At 61.5% G+C, this 18,590-nt stretch carries 21 protein-coding genes and 3 pseudogenes; 17 read left to right on the forward strand and 7 right to left on the reverse strand.

Annotated features, from left to right (window positions below; genetic code table 11):
• Nucleotides 1-12 precede the first annotated feature (12 nt).
• From FO044_RS05625 to FO044_RS05640, 4 genes are all read right to left on the reverse strand, one after another.
• Entirely contained in the window at nt 13-459 is a 447-nt protein-coding gene (locus FO044_RS05625; protein ID WP_132993691.1) for an ectoine synthase, read from the reverse strand.
• A complete protein-coding gene (gene ectB, locus FO044_RS05630; RefSeq protein WP_143965407.1) occupies nt 456-1,727 on the reverse strand; it encodes a diaminobutyrate--2-oxoglutarate transaminase in 1,272 nt (423 codons plus the stop codon). The genes FO044_RS05625 and ectB overlap by 4 nt, the downstream gene beginning before the upstream one ends.
• A gap of 37 nt (nt 1,728-1,764) precedes the next feature.
• Complete coding sequence (gene ectA / locus FO044_RS05635; protein WP_143965408.1) at nt 1,765-2,286, reverse strand: diaminobutyrate acetyltransferase; 522 nt, start codon at nt 2,284-2,286, stop codon at nt 1,765-1,767.
• 106 nt (nt 2,287-2,392) lie between these two features.
• On the reverse strand, nt 2,393-3,307 hold the full coding sequence (locus FO044_RS05640) for a Sir2 family NAD-dependent protein deacetylase (protein ID WP_143965409.1): 915 nt from the start codon (nt 3,305-3,307) through the stop codon (nt 2,393-2,395).
• A 26-nt stretch (nt 3,308-3,333) separates the two neighbouring features.
• On the opposite strand from FO044_RS05640, the gene rsmD reads away from it, so the two are divergent.
• From rsmD to FO044_RS05695, 11 genes and pseudogenes are all read left to right on the forward strand, one after another.
• A complete protein-coding gene (gene rsmD / locus FO044_RS05645; protein ID WP_132993687.1) occupies nt 3,334-3,894 on the forward strand; it encodes a 16S rRNA (guanine(966)-N(2))-methyltransferase RsmD in 561 nt (186 codons plus the stop codon).
• A complete protein-coding gene (gene coaD, locus FO044_RS05650) occupies nt 3,891-4,379 on the forward strand; it encodes a pantetheine-phosphate adenylyltransferase (RefSeq protein WP_132993686.1) in 489 nt (162 codons plus the stop codon). Before rsmD ends, coaD begins: the two co-directional genes overlap by 4 nt.
• 113 nt (nt 4,380-4,492) lie before the next feature.
• The gene (locus FO044_RS05655; protein WP_132993685.1) at nt 4,493-5,290 is read left to right on the forward strand and encodes a DivIVA domain-containing protein; all 798 of its coding nucleotides are present in this window, start codon (nt 4,493-4,495) and stop codon (nt 5,288-5,290) included.
• 94 nt (nt 5,291-5,384) lie between these two features.
• The gene (locus FO044_RS05660; RefSeq protein ID WP_132993823.1) at nt 5,385-5,936 is read left to right on the forward strand and encodes a YceD family protein; all 552 of its coding nucleotides are present in this window, start codon (nt 5,385-5,387) and stop codon (nt 5,934-5,936) included.
• Nucleotides 5,933-6,683, forward strand: a pseudogene (rnc, locus tag FO044_RS05665) (ribonuclease III). The gene FO044_RS05660 and the pseudogene rnc overlap by 4 nt, the downstream one beginning before the upstream one ends.
• Before the next feature lie 6 nt (nt 6,684-6,689).
• Nucleotides 6,690-7,541, forward strand: coding sequence for a bifunctional DNA-formamidopyrimidine glycosylase/DNA-(apurinic or apyrimidinic site) lyase (gene mutM, locus FO044_RS05670; RefSeq protein WP_132993683.1), 852 nt, complete (start codon nt 6,690-6,692; stop codon nt 7,539-7,541).
• A gap of 323 nt (nt 7,542-7,864) precedes the next feature.
• Nucleotides 7,865-8,245 carry a hypothetical protein gene (locus tag FO044_RS05675; protein WP_132993682.1) on the forward strand — a complete coding sequence of 127 codons (381 nt, stop codon included), beginning with the start codon at nt 7,865-7,867 and terminating at the stop codon, nt 8,243-8,245.
• Nucleotides 8,242-9,201, forward strand: a complete 960-nt coding sequence (locus FO044_RS05680) for a MarR family transcriptional regulator (RefSeq protein ID WP_132993681.1) — start codon at nt 8,242-8,244, stop codon at nt 9,199-9,201. Before FO044_RS05675 ends, FO044_RS05680 begins: the two co-directional genes overlap by 4 nt.
• A pseudogene (gene mutM / locus FO044_RS05685) lies at nt 9,194-10,024 on the forward strand (bifunctional DNA-formamidopyrimidine glycosylase/DNA-(apurinic or apyrimidinic site) lyase). Before FO044_RS05680 ends, mutM (FO044_RS05685) begins: the two are co-directional and overlap by 8 nt.
• A 599-nt stretch (nt 10,025-10,623) precedes the next feature.
• Nucleotides 10,624-11,436 carry an SIR2 family protein gene (locus FO044_RS05690; RefSeq protein ID WP_165943100.1) on the forward strand — a complete coding sequence of 271 codons (813 nt, stop codon included), beginning with the start codon at nt 10,624-10,626 and terminating at the stop codon, nt 11,434-11,436.
• 170 nt (nt 11,437-11,606) lie between these two features.
• On the forward strand, nt 11,607-13,166 hold the full coding sequence (locus FO044_RS05695) for an ATP-binding protein (protein ID WP_235831507.1): 1,560 nt from the start codon (nt 11,607-11,609) through the stop codon (nt 13,164-13,166).
• A 645-nt stretch (nt 13,167-13,811) separates the two neighbouring features.
• On the opposite strand, the gene FO044_RS05700 is transcribed toward FO044_RS05695, so the two are convergent.
• Complete coding sequence (locus tag FO044_RS05700; protein WP_132993678.1) at nt 13,812-14,675, reverse strand: hypothetical protein; 864 nt, start codon at nt 14,673-14,675, stop codon at nt 13,812-13,814.
• Nucleotides 14,676-14,717: 42 nt separating this feature from the next.
• On the opposite strand from FO044_RS05700, the gene FO044_RS05705 reads away from it, so the two are divergent.
• Together FO044_RS05705 and FO044_RS05710 are read left to right on the forward strand one after the other, a co-directional pair.
• Nucleotides 14,718-14,945, forward strand: coding sequence for a hypothetical protein (locus FO044_RS05705; protein ID WP_132993677.1), 228 nt, complete (start codon nt 14,718-14,720; stop codon nt 14,943-14,945).
• Between the two features lie 9 nt (nt 14,946-14,954).
• Nucleotides 14,955-15,137 (forward strand): hypothetical protein, encoded by a 183-nt coding sequence (locus FO044_RS05710; RefSeq protein ID WP_132993676.1) that lies wholly within the window; start codon nt 14,955-14,957, stop codon nt 15,135-15,137.
• Nucleotides 15,138-15,315: 178 nt separating this feature from the next.
• Here the strand turns inward: FO044_RS05710 and FO044_RS05715 are convergent, their stop codons facing one another.
• Both FO044_RS05715 and FO044_RS05720 read right to left on the reverse strand, forming a co-directional pair.
• Nucleotides 15,316-15,717 carry a GlcG/HbpS family heme-binding protein gene (locus tag FO044_RS05715; RefSeq protein WP_132993675.1) on the reverse strand — a complete coding sequence of 134 codons (402 nt, stop codon included), beginning with the start codon at nt 15,715-15,717 and terminating at the stop codon, nt 15,316-15,318.
• A gap of 30 nt (nt 15,718-15,747) precedes the next feature.
• Nucleotides 15,748-16,524 carry an SDR family oxidoreductase gene (locus FO044_RS05720; protein ID WP_132993674.1) on the reverse strand — a complete coding sequence of 259 codons (777 nt, stop codon included), beginning with the start codon at nt 16,522-16,524 and terminating at the stop codon, nt 15,748-15,750.
• A 77-nt stretch (nt 16,525-16,601) separates the two neighbouring features.
• Here FO044_RS05720 and FO044_RS05725 point away from each other — a divergent pair, with 77 nt between their 5' ends.
• The 4 genes and pseudogenes from FO044_RS05725 to FO044_RS05740 all read left to right on the forward strand — a co-directional run bounded on the left by FO044_RS05725 (nt 16,602) and on the right by FO044_RS05740 (nt 18,569).
• A complete protein-coding gene (locus FO044_RS05725) occupies nt 16,602-17,210 on the forward strand; it encodes a TetR/AcrR family transcriptional regulator (RefSeq protein ID WP_412917622.1) in 609 nt (202 codons plus the stop codon).
• 479 nt (nt 17,211-17,689) lie between these two features.
• Nucleotides 17,690-17,854, forward strand: a pseudogene (locus FO044_RS05730) (zinc finger domain-containing protein); the annotation flags it as partial.
• Nucleotides 17,851-18,258 (forward strand): OsmC family protein, encoded by a 408-nt coding sequence (locus tag FO044_RS05735; protein ID WP_132993672.1) that lies wholly within the window; start codon nt 17,851-17,853, stop codon nt 18,256-18,258. The pseudogene FO044_RS05730 and the gene FO044_RS05735, both read left to right, overlap by 4 nt.
• Complete coding sequence (locus FO044_RS05740; RefSeq protein ID WP_412917621.1) at nt 18,255-18,569, forward strand: acylphosphatase; 315 nt, start codon at nt 18,255-18,257, stop codon at nt 18,567-18,569. The genes FO044_RS05735 and FO044_RS05740 overlap by 4 nt, the downstream gene beginning before the upstream one ends.
• Nucleotides 18,570-18,590 lie beyond the last annotated feature (21 nt).

An 18,590-nucleotide genomic window follows, 5' to 3' on the forward strand; every position in this document is an offset into this window, starting at 1 on the left:
TCGAATGGTTTCTCAGGCCCGGTGACGACCCGGCTCAGCCGCAGCGGCGTCGGCGTCCTCCAGCGGAGGAACCTCCACCAGCGGGTAGATGCCGTTCTCGTCGTGAACCTCGGTGCCGACGACCGGTGGGTTGAAGACGCAGAGCATGCGCAGCTGAGTCTTCGCGGTGACCGTGTGGCGGTCGTACTTGTCCATCATGTACATCGTGCCCGCCGCGAGCGGGTACGTCGTGCCGGTCTCGCGGTCGAGGAGTTCGCCCTCGCCCTCGACGAGCCAGACGGCCTCGATGTGGTTGGCGTAGTGGAACTCGTTGACCGAACCCGCAGCGATGGTGGTCTCGTGGAACGAGAAGCCGACCCGGTCGCCGCCGAGGACGATGCGCTTGGAGACCCAGTTGCCCTTGGGGTCGGCGACCTCGCGGTCGGTGCCGGTGATTTCCTGGGTGGTGCGAACGATCATCGGAGTGCCTCCTCGACGGATTCGGTGAGAATGTCCATGCCCTGGGTGAGCTCGTCGTCGCTCAGAGTGAGCGGCGGCAGCAGCTTGATGACCTCGTCGGACGGTCCCGAGGTCTCGGCCAGCATGCCGCGCTCGAAAGCCTTCGAGCACGCCTCGCCCGCCTTGTCGGCGTCATCGAAGGCCAGGCCCTGGATCATGCCGCGGCCACGACGCTTGATGCCTTCGTTGCGCTTGCACAGCTCCTCGAAACGGTCCGCGATGAGCTGGCCCTTGCGCTTGGTGTCGGCGGCGAACGAGTCGTCCGACCAGTAGGTGTCGATGGCCGCCTTGGCGGTCACGAACGACGGGTTGTTGCCGCGGAAGGTGCCGTTGTGCTCGCCGGGCTCCCAGACGTCGAGATCGCGGCGGAACAGCGTCAGCGCCATCGGCAGACCGTAGCCGCCGATGGACTTGGACAGCGTGACGATGTCGGGCTTGATGCCGGCTTCCTCGAAGGAGAAGAAGTCGCCGGTACGGCCGCAGCCCATCTGCACGTCGTCGACGATCAGCAGCATGTCCTGGCGCTTGCACAGCTCGGCGAGCCCCTGCAGCCACTCGGCGCGCGCGACGTTGACGCCGCCCTCGCCCTGAACCGTCTCGACGATGACGGCTGCGGGGTGATTCAGTCCGCTGCCCTCGTCGTTCAGGACGCGCTCGAACCAGCTGAAGTCCTCGTGGGCGCCGCCCATGTAGTTGTCGAACGGCATCGGGGTCGAGTGGACCAGCGGGATACCCGCGCCGGCGCGCTTCATCGCGTTACCGGTGACCGACAGCGACCCGAGGGTCATGCCGTGGAAGGCGTTCGTGAAGTTCACGACGGCCTCGCGGCCGGTGACCTTGCGCGCCAGCTTCAGCGCGGACTCGACGGCGTTGGTGCCGGTCGGTCCGGGGAACTGGACCACGTAGTCCAGGTCGCGCGGAGCGAGGATCTTCTCCCCGAAGGCCTGCAGGAACTCGCCCTTGGCCACGGTGTTCATGTCCAGGCCGTGGGTGATGCCATCCCGCGCGATGTAGTCGATGAGGGCTTCCTTGAACTTCGGATTGTTGTGTCCGTAGTTCAGGGCGCCGGCACCGGCGAAGAAGTCGAGGTAACGCTTACCGTCGACGTCGGTGATCCAGCTTCCCTGCGCGGTGTCGAACATCGCGGGCCAGTTACGGCAGTAGGAGCGGACCTGGGATTCGTACTTGTCGAACGTTTCTTCAGTCACTGCGCTTTTCTGCGTCGTCATCTTGAGTTGTCCTTACAGTATGTCGGCGTCGTGAGAATCAGGACGCCGGCGAGAGCCGGTAAAGATCCTCCGGCTCGTGCGAATCGCCGAACAGTTCGGCCTTGAGGAAGGGTGCGCGGGTGAACTCCAAACCGAGTTCTCGTGCCACCCCGGCGAACAGCGCCTGCGACGCTTCGTTGTCGGGGCTGATCGTGGTGTGGATCGCGGTCACGCCCGATCCCGTGTTGCGCTTGAACAGCTCACGCAACATGGTTCCGGCGATCCGCTTGCCGCGCTGATCGGAGTCGACCGCTACCTGCCACACCATGAGTGCGTCATCGGTCTGCGGTCGACAGTATCCGGTGACGAAGCCGACGACCCTTCCCTCTACTTCGGCGACGATGGAGGTGTCGGAGAAATCTGCACCCCACAACACGTAGGCGTAGCTCGAATTCACATCGAGAACCTGCGAGTCGCGGGCAATTTCCCACATTCTGATTCCATCGTCAACCCGGGGCCGCCGGTAGGCGACTCCGTTGTCGTCGTTCAAATCGAACTGAGTATCTGATTCCGGGTTCATGACGTACTCAAGGTTAGCCAGCGGTCACATCGATGTCACACGATCCGCGTAGCGGCCTCGATAAAGGCCGAGCTTTGTGCAGGCCAACCCCGGGTTGTGCGTTAAATCACACCAAAGCGGTTGAATCGGGTGAAGTTGATGTACGAGACAATTCCACCAGGATGGGCAGCACGATCTCGCACCGGTGATCGATCTTGACCGTTGCGAAGCGGTCGCCGCGGGTGTCGCCCCTGTTCAGGATCACGACCGCCTTGCCCGACTGCGCAGCGTGCCGGACGAATCTGAGGCCGGACATGACGCTGAGCGACGAGCCGGCCACGAGCATGGCGTCGGCGTCGTCGACCATCGCGTAGGCGTTCCGGGTCACGTTGCGGGGCACGCTCTCTCCGAAATAGACGATGTCGGGCTTCAGTATGCCGCCGCAATCGGCGCAGTCGACCATCGTGAACCCGGTGGTGTCGTCGAGGGCCGCGTCGGCATCGGGCGCGACCTCGATGACTCCGCGGCTGCGGACCTGATCGGCGAAACCCGGATTGGCCGACTCGAGCAGTTGGGCGAGTCGGTGACGTGACTGCGTGCGGCCGCAGGACAGGCAGGTCACCCGTCCGTAGGAGCCGTGTAGGTCGAGTACCGGCTGGGTGCCCGCCTTCAGGTGAAGCATGTCGACGTTCTGCGTGATGACCCCGGAGACCGTTCCGGCGCGTTGCAGGGCGGTGACCGCGTGGTGGGCGGGATTCGGTGCGGCTGCGTCCATGTGCCGCCAACCCAGATGGTTACGGGCCCAGTAGCGGCGTCGGAAGTCCGCTGAGCTCAGGAACTGGTCGATAGTCATCGGGTTGCGCGGTGGGGATCCGGGGCTCCGGTAGTCGGGGATGCCCGACGGAGTGGAGATGCCCGCACCGGTCAGCACGACGGTCCGCCGGCCCGCGAGTACCTGCGCTGCATGCTGTGCACTCGCATGCGGATCCGGGTCGGCTTCCGTCGGCGGTGCCGGAGTCCAAGCATTGACGCGGGTGCGCATGACACGAGGATACGATGTGGACCGTTATGACCAGGATCATCGCCGGAGAGTTCCGCGGGCGCCGACTCGGTGTTCCTGCGGACTCGACCAGACCCACGTCCGACCGCGTGCGCGAAGCCGTCTTCTCGATGCTCGGCGCGCGGATGGACCTCGACGGCCTGCGGGTCGCCGATCTGTACGCGGGCACCGGGGCGCTGGGACTCGAAGCGCTCTCCCGCGGGGCCGAGTCGCTGCTGCTCGTCGAATCCGACCGCCGCGCCGCGAAAGTGGTCCGCGACAACATCGCGGTCTGCCGGGCGAGCGGTCGTGCGCGAGTGGTGGAGCGGACGGTCGCCTCGTTCCTGGCCGCGCCCGCAGCCACCTTCGATCTCGTGCTCATCGACCCTCCGTACGACGTGGAGACAGCCGACGTGGAGCAGGTTCTCTTCTCGATGCTGCCCGCGCTGGCGGATGGGGCCTGGGTGGTCGTGGAACGCGCGTCGCGCAGTCCGGGCCTGACCTGGCCCGACGGCTACGACGTGGTGACCGAGAAGAGGTACGGAGACACGGTGGTGATGCTCGCCGTTCGAGTAGATTCGGGCCCATGACTACTGCTGTGTGCCCAGGCTCGTACGATCCGTTCACTCTCGGGCATCGATTCGTCGTGGAACGGACCGCTGCCCGATTCGATCGCGTGGTGGTCGCGGTTGTCGTGAATCCGAACAAGCAGGGGATGTTCACGGTCGACGAGCGCATCGAATTGATCCGCGAGGACTGCGCGGACCTGCCGAACGTCGAGGTGCGGAGCTGGTCGGGCCTGCTGGTGGACCTGGTCGGGGAGACGGACGTGCCGACGATCGTCAAGGGTCTGCGGTCGGAGACCGACTTCGCCTATGAGATCCCGATGGCGCAGATGAATCGGGAGCTGGCCGATGCCGAGACCTTGTTCATGCTCACCGATCCGAAGTACGCGCACGTCTCCAGCTCCCTGGTGAAGGAAGTGGCGAGACTCGAGGGCGATGTGTCGCCGTACCTGTCCTCACATGTGCACCGTGCGCTGATCGCGAAGGTCGAGGGCGTCCGGACGGTGTGATCCTCGATCCGGTCCGCACGGCGACACGCCGACTCGCCTCCTGAGTCACAGCCGCAACATTCGGCACAATGGCCTCACAGACATCAAGGCATTGTGCCGGATCGGAGACACCTGTGTACCGCGTATTCGAAGCGCTGGACGAACTCGTCGCACTCGTCGAAGAGGCGCGCACCTTCCCGATGACCGCCGGTTGCGTCGTTCCTCGCGGCGACGTGCTGGAACTGCTCGACGACCTGCGGGACTCGCTGCCGGGCGAGCTCGACGACGCGCAGGACGTCATCGACGAGCGCGACACCATCGTCACCAACGCCCGTGACACCTCGGACAAGCTGATCGGCGGAGCCGAGTCCGACTCCGAGGCCATGCTCGCGCACGCTCGCGCCGAAGCGGACCGAGTGCTCGCCGAGGCTCAGGCGAAGGCCGACCGGATGGTGGACGAGGCGAACCTGCACGCGCAGCAGACCATCGACGGAGCGAGCGACGAGGCCAAGCGACTCGAGACGAGCGCCAACCGCGAGTTCGAGGCCGTCACCGGCCGTGCACGGGCCGAGGCCTCACGCACCGTCGAGGCTGGCAACACCAGCTACCACAAGTCGGTGGCCGACGGCATCGCCGAGCAGCAGCGGCTCGTCTCCGACTCCGAGGTGGTCGCCGCTTCCAAGAGCGAGGCCGAGCGGATCGTCGACGCCGCCCACGCTGAGTCGGACCGGCTGCGCGGCGACTGCGACATCTACGTCGACGACAAGCTGGCCGCATTCGAGGACGTCCTCACCGGAACGCTCCGGTCGGTGAACCGGGGTCGGCAGCAGTTGCGCACCGGCGCCGGAATGCACGATTACGTCGAGTACCCGCACAGCGTCGACGTCACACAGGACGAGGAGGAGCACAGCCCAGCCCAGATGGCAGGCTGACCGCTCGGGGTTCGCACTCACGCGTAAAATCACACGCGTGAGTGTGAATCCATTTGTGATCGACGTCCGCAGCGTTCCCCGTCGAGCCGGTTCGATGGTCGAGGTGGACCGCACCGTGGTGACGCCGGAGCGCATCGGCGTGCAGTTCGTCGGCATCCCCGCCGACGGCGAGGTGCGGCTGGACCTGCGACTGGAGTCGGTGTCCGAGGGGGTTCTGGTGACCGGAACGGTGTCCGGTGACATCGAAGGTCAGTGCGGACGATGCCTCGGGCCCCTCGACGATTCGGTGAGCATGTTCCTCACCGAGCTGTTCGCTTATCCGGACAGCGACACCGACAAGACGACCGACGACGAGGACGTCGAACGGATCGTCGACGAGCAGATCGACCTCGAGCAGACGATCATCGACGCCGTCGCCACCGAACTCCCGCTGACGCCGCTGTGCACTCCGGATTGCCCCGGCCTGTGCCAGGTGTGCGGGGTGCGCCTGGCCGATGCGGAGCCCGGCCACGGCCATGAACTGATTGATCCGCGCTGGGCGAAACTCGCCGACAAGCTCGAGGACATGGAGCAGGACGAGAAGTCCGGGGATGAACAGGGCGGGGACGAACAGGGCAAAGATGAACAGGGCGGGGACGCTCGATGAGTCGCAGCACCGACCAGACTCCGTTGCTGGAGGCGCTCGGCATCACCATGAGCGACGAACTCCTCACGCTGGCTCTCACGCACCGCTCGTACGCGTACGAGAACGGCGGGCTGCCGACCAACGAGCGGCTCGAGTTCCTCGGCGACTCGGTGCTCGGCGTCGTCGTGACCGAGATGCTCTATCTCGGATTCCCGGACCGGCCGGAAGGCGATCTGGCGAAGATCCGTGCGAGCGTCGTCAACATGCACGCGCTCGCCGGCATCGCGCGTGACCTCGGCGACGGCGGTCTGGGGGCGCACATCTACCTCGGTCGCGGTGAGGAGCTCACCGGGGGGCGTGACAAGGACAGCATCCTCGCGGACGGCCTCGAATCGATGTTCGGTGCGCTCTTCCTCGATCACGGAATCGAGGAGGCCAAGGTCGTGATCACCCGGCTCTTCGAGCCGATCATCGAGCGTGCGGGCGAGCTCGGTGCCGGCCTCGACTGGAAGACCTCACTTCAGGAGCTGTCCGCCGAACTCAATGCGGGACAACCGCATTACCAGGTCAGCTCCACCGGGCCGGACCACGATAAGGAGTTCACAGCGGTCGCCGTAGTGGGCGGCAGGCGGCTCGGCGACGGCGTGGGCCGCACGAAGAAGGGAAGCCGAGCAGAAGGCAGCAGCCGTCTCCTGGAAGGCCCTCAAGGACGGTCCGCGTGCAGATGGTCCTCACGAAGACGGCGCGCACGCAGACGGCACAGAGTAGAGGCTCGTGCCCGAACTTCCCGAAGTAGAGACCATCCGGTCAGGCTTGGCTCCGCACATCGTGGGCAGGTCGGTGACCGGCGTCGACGTGCTCCATCCGCGTGCCGTGCGGCGTCATATCGGCGGAGCGACCGATCTGGAGAACCGTCTGCGCGGAAAGCGCCTCGACGCGGTGGAGCGACGCGGCAAGTACCTGTGGCTCACCGGAGCGGACGCCACCGACGAGGTGGCGATCGTCGTCCACCTCGGAATGAGCGGGCAGCTGCTGATCAGCGATCCCGACGTCCCCGATCAGGTGCATCTGCGCGTCCGGTTGTCCCTCGACGACGGCCGTGAGGTGCGCTTCGTCGATCAGCGGACGTTCGGCGGCTGGCATGTCGACGAACTGGTCGATGTACCGGGGCGCGCCGTTCCCGAGTCGGTGGCGCACATCGCGGCAGATCCCTTCGAGCCGGGCTTCGACCCGGACGCGGTCGTGTCCGCGTTGCGGCGCCGCGACACCGAGATCAAGCGGGCCATTCTCGATCAGACGGTGGTGTCCGGGATCGGCAACATCTACGCCGACGAATCACTGTGGCGCGCAAGCCTTCACGGTCGGCGCCGGACGCGCGGCATCTCGCGGGCCGTGCTCGGTGAACTCGTGGCTGCCGCCACCGCAGTGATGGAGGAGGCGATCAGTGTCGGCGGGACGTCGTTCGACGAGCTGTACGTCAACGTCAACGGGCAGTCAGGTTCGAACCGGACGGAGGTATATGCCCGCCATGGCATGCCATGTAACCGATGCGGTACAACCATTGTGCGTGAGAAAATCAGTGGCCGTTCAAGTCACTTTTGCCCGGTATGCCAGCGAAAACGCTGACGAAGTCTGCTGTAGCTCTATGGTGTTTTTCGGTCGTGCGATCCGTGCATAGTCGCCTAGATATCTGCCATTGGCTTAGAAGGCTCGATAGATTGCTTAAGCACTTGACGTTGACGTACAGCCTGTCAAGGGGAGATGATCCATGAACATCGACGTTTCGCGTCGCAGTAGGCCGGTGCGGTAGAAGACCCGGTCGGAATCTCTTTGTCTTCGGAGACGGGCTCCTGTTCTGATCCGCCACTCCAGTATCCGACGAGATTCCTAATCGGTGCAGTTCTCTTGGTGCTCTCCTATATGCATGCGAATCGCATACAATAGGTTGCATGAGCTCAGAACTGGAAGAGGCAATCAACGGGTGGCATCAGGCCGTGAACTCAGGCAACTTGACTCGTGCAGCGGCGGTTGTCGGTGAGCCGATCGTCGTTCTAGGGCCGAAAGGGGCGGGGCCGATCTCGCCGGGTGAGTTCGCAGGCTGGGTGGAGCGGTCGGGTATTCGGCTGCGGCCACGCTCGTGGCATCCGATAAGTGAGAGACTGATGGTCGTCGAGGAGGACGCGACTTGGCCTGAGAATCAGACTCCGACCCGAGTGGCGACGGTGTTCCGCGTTGCCGATTCGAAGGTCACAGCTGCACTGCGGATGCCTAACCTGAGGTTGGCGCTCGATCTGGCCTATATTTGCCGTGAGATGGCTGCTTCGGAATGAGCAAGTCCGGGCCGGGGCAACTTTTATTCAGTTTCGTCAGGCATTGGTCGCGACGCTCTGCTGCTGGCGATGCCGCCATTGCTGAGCAGGGTCGACTGGTGTCGGTGCTGGAGGCCGTGGCTTCGCTTTTCGACCGTGGACAGGTTGCGACCGTGACTGCGGTTGCGGATGAAATCGGCATTGACCAGAGTGGTGCGTCCCGGTTGGTCAAGAGCGCGGTCGATGCTGGTTACGTGGAGATGACGACCGCGCAATCCGATGGTCGTAAACGTGAAGTAGTCGTGGTGCCGAGCGGCCAGGCGCTTCTGCGAGAGGCTCATGCGTGGCAGGAGCGGGTGTTCGATGAGTTGACTGCGGGGTGGAGTCAGCTGCGGCGCGAAGAGTTTCAGAACGCGATGATGGACCTCATTCGACGGTCTTATTGCATGGATGTGGAGTTGCGAGAAGGTGATACCTCTGGGGTTGCAGATTCCTCGGAACCCGTGTCGGACGTGATGGCGAGTATCGGAGACGACTGGCTCGATGCAGCCGAGGCGGCGGAATGGGTCGGTTGCAGCGTCTGGACGATTCGTCGCTGGATCAGAGAGGGGAAGCTCTCGGCTTGGAAGCGACCCGCTTCGGGTTCAGACGGGCGGCGGGCAGTGAAGAGCTTCGTTCGCAGATTCGACCTCGACGAAAAGTTCAGGTCCGACAAACCTGCAGAGCACGTGAATCGGATCCGTGAGAGGGCTCTGCCATTTAGCGATGGTCAGAAGGAGGCTCTCCGGCAGGTGTACTCAGATCATGTCCTCGAGCGTGAGCACGTCGGATCGCAAGAGCCGAGGGAGCGAACGACTCTGTCTCAAGGAGAGAGTTCGCCTGTGGACTACGAAGCCTGGGCAGCGCGCGTCGTGAGCCAGGTGACGCGACGCGTCGGAGGCGTCACACAGACGCAACAAGGTTTTGACGATGCCTGAACTTCCCGAGGTCGAGGTTGTGCGTCGCGGACTGGACGACCATGTCTCCGGCCGGACGGTCGCTTCGGTGGTCGTTCACCATCCGCGTGCCGTGCGTCGGCACGTGGATGGACCTGAGGACTTTGCGGCACACATAGTCGGCGCGTCAGTCACAGGGACTGCACGTCGCGGCAAGTACCTCTGGCTGGTCCTGGATCATCGGGACGCGCTGCTCATACATCTGGGGATGAGCGGACAGATGCTCATCACGCCTGCTGTTATGCCGATCGGCCTGCACGAGCGGGCGCGGTTCATGTTTACCGACGGCGGTCAAGATCTGCGGTTCGACGATCAACGCACGTTCGGTCATCTGATGTACGTCGAGGGCGGAGCGGTGTTGCCGTCGCCGATTGCCCACATCGCGCGGGACCCATTCGATCCGCAGTTCGATCAAGCGGCGGCGGTTGCGCGGATTAAGACCAGACGTACTGGGATCAAGCGCGCGTTGCTGGATCAGACGCTCGTGTCTGGCATCGGTAACATCTACGCCGATGAAGCTCTCTGGGCGGCCAGGGTGTAGGGCGAGACGGCGGCGTCTTCGCTGAGCAAGCCGAGGATCTCGACAGTGATCGATGCGGCACGAGAGGTCATGGCCGCTGCACTGGCACAGGGCGGGACCTCGTTCGATTCGCTCTATGTCGATGTGGCGGGTAGCAGTGGATGCTTTTCCCGCAGCTTGAACGTCTATGGGCTTGCGGGGCTTCCCTGCCCGCGATGCAGCACACCGATCGTGCGGGAGAAGTTCATGAACCGATCGAGCCACTTCTGTCCGCAATGCCAGTAACGACGCTGATCGAGCACTAAGCGGTTGAGAGACTGTGGGCTGATGACGGCTTTCCCAACGTCGCTTCGGCACGCTGTACTTCGATGTGTAATGGCAATAAGCTCGCCTCACTCGTCGTAGAGTGGAATGTACACCTCGGGTGGGCAAAGCCCGTTTATTTGCGAGTCTCCGTCGTGGTTGGTCGTTAAGACGTCAGCCCTCGCACCTGGTGGCCACAAGTTCGTGGTCCCGTCGTGCAGAGCAACATCAGGCTAAGGCGTATAAGATGAAAATCCAACAGGATGTCGTCTCTTCTGCATTAATGTACTTACGGACTAGAGGTGCTCTGCCGTGTCGGCGGACCGATCACGGGGAGACAAATGGACCTAGACCAAGAGCAGATCTACTCGGACGTGCAGGGCCTTTTTCGTCAGGGTCTTGTCATAATCGTTGGGTCAGGAGCGTCCTCCGCGCTGGGTCTCCCTGGGATGACGGATCTCGCGGATCACCTTCGAGTAAACATTCCAAACGAAATAGCTGCGCGATCCCTGACATGCCTATCGCAGTGGCAACCTATCTCGAAGTTGCTCGCGCAAGGTCAAGGCCTTGAGGAAGCCCTTGTGGCAGGCGTCGCTTCAGATGAGCTAGTTGAGCTTATTGCTGACCAGATAGCTGTCTGCATTGCGGGGAAAGAAATGCACGCCATTGCAGAAATCCTCAGTGCGTCCGAGGTGCCGGCGTTCAGTCGGTTATTTCGGCACGTACTTAGAACTACGGAACGCGTGGACGTCATAACGACAAACTATGACCGACTACTTGAGGTCCAAGCTGCTCGTGTAGGCATCGGTGTAGATTCAATATTCTACGGGCATACGGTCGGCAAGTTCGATCCGGTACAGAGCAGCAAGACCATGCTTCGTCCAGAGAACCAGGTGGGACACCGTCGAACAACGTCGATTCGAACGATCCCACATGTTCGATTGTCGAAACCCCACGGCAGTCTTGACTGGTTTACATACAATGACGAGCACTTTCGGAGCGATTTAGCGATTCCGGGCGCTCGTCGCATTGTTGCACCCGGGGGAGACAAGTATCGCCAGGGGTACGACGTGCCATTCGACCAGCAACGCGAACGTGCCAACGCGGCTATCGATGCTGCTGCCGCGCTGCTATTTGTTGGATACGGATTCAATGATGATCATCTGCAGACGCACATTCAAGAGAGAATTCGCAAAGTTCCTTCGGTGATCCTGAGCCACACTATTACCGAAAGCGCCCGAGAATATCTTGCCACCAGTCCCTCGGCGATAGGGATGGAGGCAGACAGTGCCAACGACGCATATACACGTGTTCTGAAGGGGGAGGGCAAGACTGTGCTGGACAGTCCCATTTGGGATTTGAATCGTTTCGTAAAGGAAGTGTTGGGAAAATGAATGATACGAGTGCCCTTGAATTTCTACCTAGCCTTGCGCTGGGGAGGGTATTTAGAGTCGACACTGCGAGCGTGTGGGCGGAGGCTACCGATCACGATCGCCTGACTCGGGTGGGGGTCGGAAGCTTAATTGCCTTCCAGGGGTCGAATTCATCGGAGTATCTCGTGGGCATGCTCGACCGCGTGACGCGTGATCTTCAAGAGGAAGCGCTCCTAGAGGACCTTAACGAAGACGGTGTCGTCCCGGTAGAGGCACGTCAACGTGACCTCCTACGAGTTGTACTTCTCGGCACATATCGAGAGGTAGACGGCACTAGAAGGAATACGTTCAAGCGGGGTGCTGATAGTTATCCGCTCGTGGAGACTCCTTGTTGGGTCATTGATGGGCCGAACCTGCAGAATCTGATGGGCCTACTGACGCAACAGCTGGATCCGGAAAAGCAGCTTCAGCTCGGTACATTTGTTGCTGATTCCAGGGCTAGGGCTGTAGCGGATGGCGATCGACTATTCCAACGCCATGCAGCTCTTCTCGGAAGTACTGGTTCGGGAAAGAGCTGGTCTGTTGCTCTCATTCTTGAACGCGCCAAAGCCCTGGCTTTTCCAAACCTAATTGTCTTTGACATGCATGGTGAGTATGCACCACTCACCGAAGGACCAGACCCTATCGCACAAGGTTTTCGGATCGCAGGGCCAGGCGACTCCGAAACCGACGGCCGTTCACTGTATCTGCCTTGGTGGCTTTTGAACCAAGAGGAAATGCAAGCACTTTTGCTGGACCGCTCTGAGACGAATGCACCGAATCAGGCTGCGCGATTGACTCATCACGTGCGTGAGCTCAAGCTGGAGCGATTGGAGGCAGTGGGAAAGACTGAGGTCGCTAGCCGATTTACGGTTGATAGCCCGGTCCCTTTTAGCCTTAGCAATCTCATTGCTCGACTTGAAGGGGATGACACGGAGATGGTCCCCGGGGCACGAGGGGAGAAGGCAGGACCATTTAATGGCCGATTAACGCGGTTCGTGGCCCGGCTCAGGGCCAGAACTGAGGATCGGCGATACGGGTTTATGTTCGGGCCTCCTGACGAGGCCGTTGGATATGAATGGCTTCACTGTCTTGCGAAAGACCTCCTCGGCACCAAGCAGGGTATCAAGGTCATCGACTTCAGTGAAGTTCCCAGCGACGTCCTGCCGATAGTCGTCGGTGTTCTCGCCCGCGTACTTTACGAAGTGCATTTCTGGACCGACGTAGAAAAGCGAACCCCGATCACCTTTGTGTGTGACGAAGCGCATCTGTACCTCCCTGCTAGGGTCGGCGACGCCGCCGAAGTTCGGGCACTTGACTCGTTTGAACGCATAGCTAAGGAGGGGCGTAAGTATGGGATCTCCTTGTTGGTAGTGAGCCAACGGCCTTCCGATGTCAGTAAAACGGTCCTGTCGCAATGCAACAACTTTATCGCTCTGAGATTGACAAACGACCAAGATCAAGCTGTGGTGAGGCGATTGATGCCGGACAGTATGGAGGGGATCGCAGCGGCTCTGCCCATGCTGGATGTGGGCGAGGCACTGGTGCTTGGGGATGCGCTTGTTCTTCCGACGCGTATTCGCCTCGATATCCCATCAATCAAGCCCAGTAGTGCCACAAAGAATTTTTGGACTGAATGGAATGAGTCTGAAGTTCAAGATGCTGATCTAGTTTCTGCAGTAGAAGCAATGCGGATGCAATCACGTCCTTAAGCAAGACAGCGTAGAGGAGAGCGAGTACAGTTTCGCGGAATTCTCGGCACCCTTCAAGCCCTTTGACTCTTCTCAAGCCGTTACAAAGCGCACCCCGACCTGTTTGTCGGTCTTCATGACGTGTTCGCAGCCATCCCCGTGGTTCGGCTCACGTCTGATTGCCGAGGGCCTCGAAGTTGTCCGGAATCGTCTATCTCTGAGTCGACCTCTGAAAGAGTATTGATAGGCGGCGGCCGAACTTGCGATGTATTATCTGGCGTACGTCTAAGTGGGTCCCGTGCTCTGCCGTTACGAATCATTATGCCCTCAAACGCATGCGACTAGGCCGAGCCGTTGCATAAGCGGAAGACTAGAAATATCCGTTCGATGTTGGAGTCAAACGTTGCTTGCCACCTTGACGGTCGCTCCGCGAGCCCAGATGGTCCGGAGAACGACCTGAGTTTTCCTGCCGGGGTACGAGAAAATCCCCCAAGTGCGCATCGTGGATAGGCGTGGGGGATGTAATGGAACCAGCATACCTGATCGGGCCTGCTTACCACGGTGCCGACGAGTATCCTTCGCCAGGCGGCATCGCTGGCTCATCTACAGGGGTGCGGATGTAAGCTCATCGACTGTGCTAATCGAGCTCCAAGAATAAGCGTTGGATCACGATAGCCTGTCGCTCCTATAGGCCGGCCGCGAAAGCCACTGCGAGAACCGTGCGAACCAACTTGGCTTGCGGGTGACGCCAGCGAAGAGGGACTTTTCATCTTTGAAACAATTCAGGACTGGCATCGGGAAGTGGAAGAATTGTGAACCTGGCTCGTCCGGCTTCTGACCCTCCGCCCACCACTGATACCGGACACCGACTGCCCCGACGTAGGCCGCCAAGACGTAACTTCTGAATTTAGTCCTCTCGGGATTGACTGTAACGAAGTCGGCGCTAAGTGTCAGTCCCTTACCGGCGACACGATGGACGGAGTCTGTGGTTACAAGCGCCATGTGCGCATCAGGCATGTCGTCTGCACCGTCGAGGAACGTTCGCAGGGATTTTGGGACTGGCATGCCAGATCGAACCATTCTGCAACCGAAGTGTTTCGCGTAGTACCTCGCGAGGTCGAGAGTGTCCGTTTGCCAGGAGGCTCCGTAGATCTCTTCGAAATCGATTCCGGGAAGGATGCGGACTCGTGTAGAAGTCAGGTAGTCGGAGAACTTGTCGTAAGCTCGATCGAAGGGTTGAGATCGGGTGTTGTTGCAGACAGCACACATCGACTTTTGAAACTTGACTACCCCGTAGCGATCGCGTTTGAGAGCTCCCTGCCCCCGGAGCTCTCTCATGCCCCTGTCACCAAACCAAACGAGCGTGTCATCGCCCATCATTCGAGCCAGATCGCTCCGCTTGTACTTGTGCTCACCGGTCGTAGCTGGCCTTTCGAGGCACCACCAGCACAGCGGGCGAGGACTCACCTTCAGATGGTCAAATGCGCCAAGGGGCGGCATGTTCCGCGATTTGCCACGGTTCCTCGTCATGTCTGGATTATTACATCCAGTCATGACATAGATGCGCCCGGCGTGCCCGCTTTCGTCTCCCTCCTCGGGCAGAAGGTATCGGTGACCGTGTTGTTCGACTCGGGCACCGAAGGAGGAGGGAAGGTAGAAGCGGCTATCAAAGCGAACAAGATCGCTGGAAAACGAGTCTTCTTCGTCGGATCGGTCCTCGAGCAGAAGCACAGCGACATCGAGAACCTGTTGACCGTCGGTGACTACCTTGGCCTGTACAACCAGGCGTTTGGCGGGTAGTACAAGGTCATGGATCTGCTCGACCATCCTGATCGAATGCTGCTTCGACGGGAAGCGCTGGGCGGTAACTTCGACCACTGGCGACCGGCCGAAGTTCTCCTCCGTGACCCGTCCAAGGTCGAGAAGCTCTCACAAAGGACTTTTACGAACTTCGAGGAGCTCGCCAAAAGCATCAACGCGACTCACGAGTGAACTCCCGCCCGAAGCACGACCGCTGGTTCCCTGCCTGATCGGGTCTAGGTCTTGCGGTGCAGGACCTTGTGATAACCGCGCTGGAATTGGAGGAAGGGCTACCCAGGCCGGCACCATGGATGGCATCAGCGCCGCCCATGGTGTCGGCCTGGGTGGTACATTCCCAGACCCTCAACGCCTAGCCGATTGCAGTGCGGGCGATCTCGGCGTCTTGCTCTGGGGTCCCGCCCGAGACTCCGAGTGCACCGATGAGTCGACCGCTGTCGTCGACGATCGGAGCGCCGCCACCCATGAGGAGAAGTCCTCCGTTGGTGTGATCGAAGTGGGGGACTGGCTCGCCGAGTTGGAGTGGTGCGTTCAGGGTTTCGCTCGGTGCTTCGAACATGATCGAGGTTCGCGATTTCGCTAGGGCGAGATCGTTGGAGGCCAGCCATGCACCGTCCATGCGCTCGAAGGCGACGAGATTTGCTCCGGCGTCAAGGATGGCGAAGACGGCATTCAGGCCGAGATCGCGGGCCTTCTCCTGGCCTGCGTCGATGATCTGCCTGGCTGCCTCAAGAGTGATCGTGGGGTGTGACATGTGGTTCAGTCCCTTCTCTCAACGTTGACCTCAGGCCTTCTGAGTCCACTCGGTTTCCTGCCACTGCTTGGCGGCGTCGATGGTCTCCAGCGGTCGCATGGTCCGGTAGTCCGGGTCCTCGGCGATGATGGTCTCGACCATCGCGTCGACCATCTCCTGGGGATCGGCCTGGTCGGCCAGCGAGGGACCGAAGTCCGGCATGGGGACGTGTGCGGTCTCGGCGTCGTGCCACTGCACGTAGCTTTCAGCGCCGGTGTCGTTGAATCCCGTACCAAAGACTCCGGGGTTGACGGTGGCGACCTTGATGCCGAACTGCTCCAGCTCGGCCTTCATGGAGCCAGCAACAGCCTCGATCGCGTGCTTGGTCGCGCAGTAGGCACCGAGGAACGGGACGACGAGGATTCCGCCCATGGACGACGTCCACACGATTCGTCCGCTCTTGCGGGCGATCATTTTCGGTGTGATGGCCTGGACCAGTTCGAGGTGGCCGAACAGGTTGATGTCGAACGATTCCCGAACGCGCTGCAGGGGGATGTCGACCATTGCTCCGCCTTCCATGACTCCGGCGTTGAGGACGAGGACGTCGACATCGAAGGAGCCGGCGTGGGCGATGTCTATCGGGTCGAGGAGGTTGAGTTTGATGACTGTGAGCTCGACACCAGCGGCTTCGGCATCTGCCCGGAGGCTGCGGACCTGTGGCCAGGTTTCTGCTGCTGCGACGACGTCGTGGCCTTGGCGGGCGAGTTCGAGAGCGGTTCCTTGTCCGAATCCGCTGCTGGCTCCGGTGATGAGGATCTTCTGGGACATGAGTACTCCTATGAGTAACTATCTGGATACTTACGTACGAAAGCATGCCACATCCTGGGGTGCACGTCAATAACTAGATGGTTACCTATAGACTTGGGAGTATGCCACCAGATGCCACCGATACCAAGCGCCGGATCCTCCTCGCGGCGCGGGCCGAGTTCGCCCAGTTTGGTCTGGCTGGTGCGCGGGTGGACCGGATCGCCGAGGTCGGGCAGGTCAATAAGCGATCCATCTATGTTCACTTCGGACCGAAAGCTGACCTGTTCGACCTCGTGGTGGCGGCGGCACTGGGGGAGATGGCAGAAGAGGTGCCGTTCACTGCTGAGGACCTGCCGTCCTACGCTGGCGCACTGTTTGACTACTTGACAGTCCGGCCCGAGATCCTGCGGCTGACCACGTGGGCGGGACTTGAGAGGTCCGAGGCCTCGCCGGGTGAGGTTCAGGCATACGCGCCCAAGGTGGAAGCGCTGGCAGAGTCGTTCGATGGTGCGGCGGTCGATGTTCTCTCATTGTTGCTCGGTCAGGTCACGTCTTGGCAGTACGTCTCCTCCGCGCTTCGTGCGCACGCATCGGAAGAGCCCTGGTCGGCTGAGCGTCTCCAGCGGCACCGTGGCCTGCTCATCGCATCAGTCGAAGCGCTCGTCGGAGTCGCGGGAGATAGGGCCCAGGGGTCTTCGGCGAGCTAAGGTCCGCCCCCACTTGGACGGGTGTGATGGGCTTGTTCGGTCGATTTCGGTGAGGCGCTCCTGCTGCCCACGTTCTCGTTCTTGACTTGCTGTCACACAGGCATCTCCTTCGTGAGACGAGAACCGACCGTCATGCACCTGCCAGTGGTCGGTTCTCAGAATGTCTGGCTCGTACGTCGAAGTCTCGCGACGGGCTTTAGGGACGCCGTGTGCCGTGCCTGTTGCTGATTTTGCTGGTTGCGTCGAAGCGCGAGGCCTGGAGTTGGAGGCCGAAGTGCCCCCGAACCTCAGGCTCGTTCGCGGAGCCGCCCCCCTCGGCGCTGCCATCTCAAGAGCGATCTGGGACGCGTAGATTCAGGTTGGGTACCCTGATATCTAACTTGTCCGACACATTCAACCTCGTAGACGACTCGAGTCTCCAGTGAGAGAGCAGTCGACTCATGACTCGACTGACTGCACACAAACGTCACAGACTTGACGAGTCCGGATACTTCGAACGCTCGCTCAACGCCTACGGTCGGGAAGGTCTGCCGTGCCGACGTTGTTCGGCTCCGATGAGGCGTGAAGCCTTCATGAATCGCAGTTCGTATTACTGCCCGCAGTGCCAACGCGCGCCGCGAGCGGTCAGAAAGGGGACGAGATGACCGACCTGTGGGTGCAGCGCACCGGAACGCGCCGCTACACCGGACTGAGTTCGCGAGGCGCGGAGGTGCTCATCGGGTCGGACGACGTCGAGGGCGCGTTCACGCCGGGTGAACTGCTCAAGATCGCGCTCGCCGCATGCACCGGCATGTCCTCGGATCGCCCGCTGTCACGCAGGCTCGGCGACGATTACGACGCCACCGTCCGCGTATCGGGCGACGCCGACCGGGAGAACGAGGTGTACCCGAGGATCGAGGAGATCCTCGAGGTGGACCTGTCTGAACTGGACCCCGAGGCGGCGCAGCGCCTTCTCGTCGTGGTGGAGCGGGCTATCGACAAGGTCTGCACCGTCGGACGCACCGTGAAGGCGGGCGCTGAGGTGGATCTGGAGATCGTGACGGAATGACCGGGTCGGCGACCGGTGACGACATGGAGACCGGTGACGATGTGCAGCGGCTCAGTGCCTGGGTGCACGGTCACGTGCAGGGCGTCGGGTTCCGCTGGTGGACGCGTTCGCGGGCGCTGGAACTCGGTCTCGTTGGCCATGCGTCCAATCAGCGCGACGGCCGGGTGCACGTGGTCGCTGAAGGGTCGCGGGCCCAACTCGAGTCGCTGCTCGCCGCGCTCGAGTCCGGCAGCACTCCGGGGCGCGTCGACCTCGTCGTCCACGATTACGGACCGGCACGCGGAGACCACTGCACCTTCCTCGAACGCTGAGGTCCGGCGGGTAACCTGGAG

The sequence above is a fragment of the Gordonia zhaorongruii genome, assembly GCF_007559005.1.
GTDB classification, from domain to species: domain Bacteria; phylum Actinomycetota; class Actinomycetes; order Mycobacteriales; family Mycobacteriaceae; genus Gordonia; species Gordonia zhaorongruii.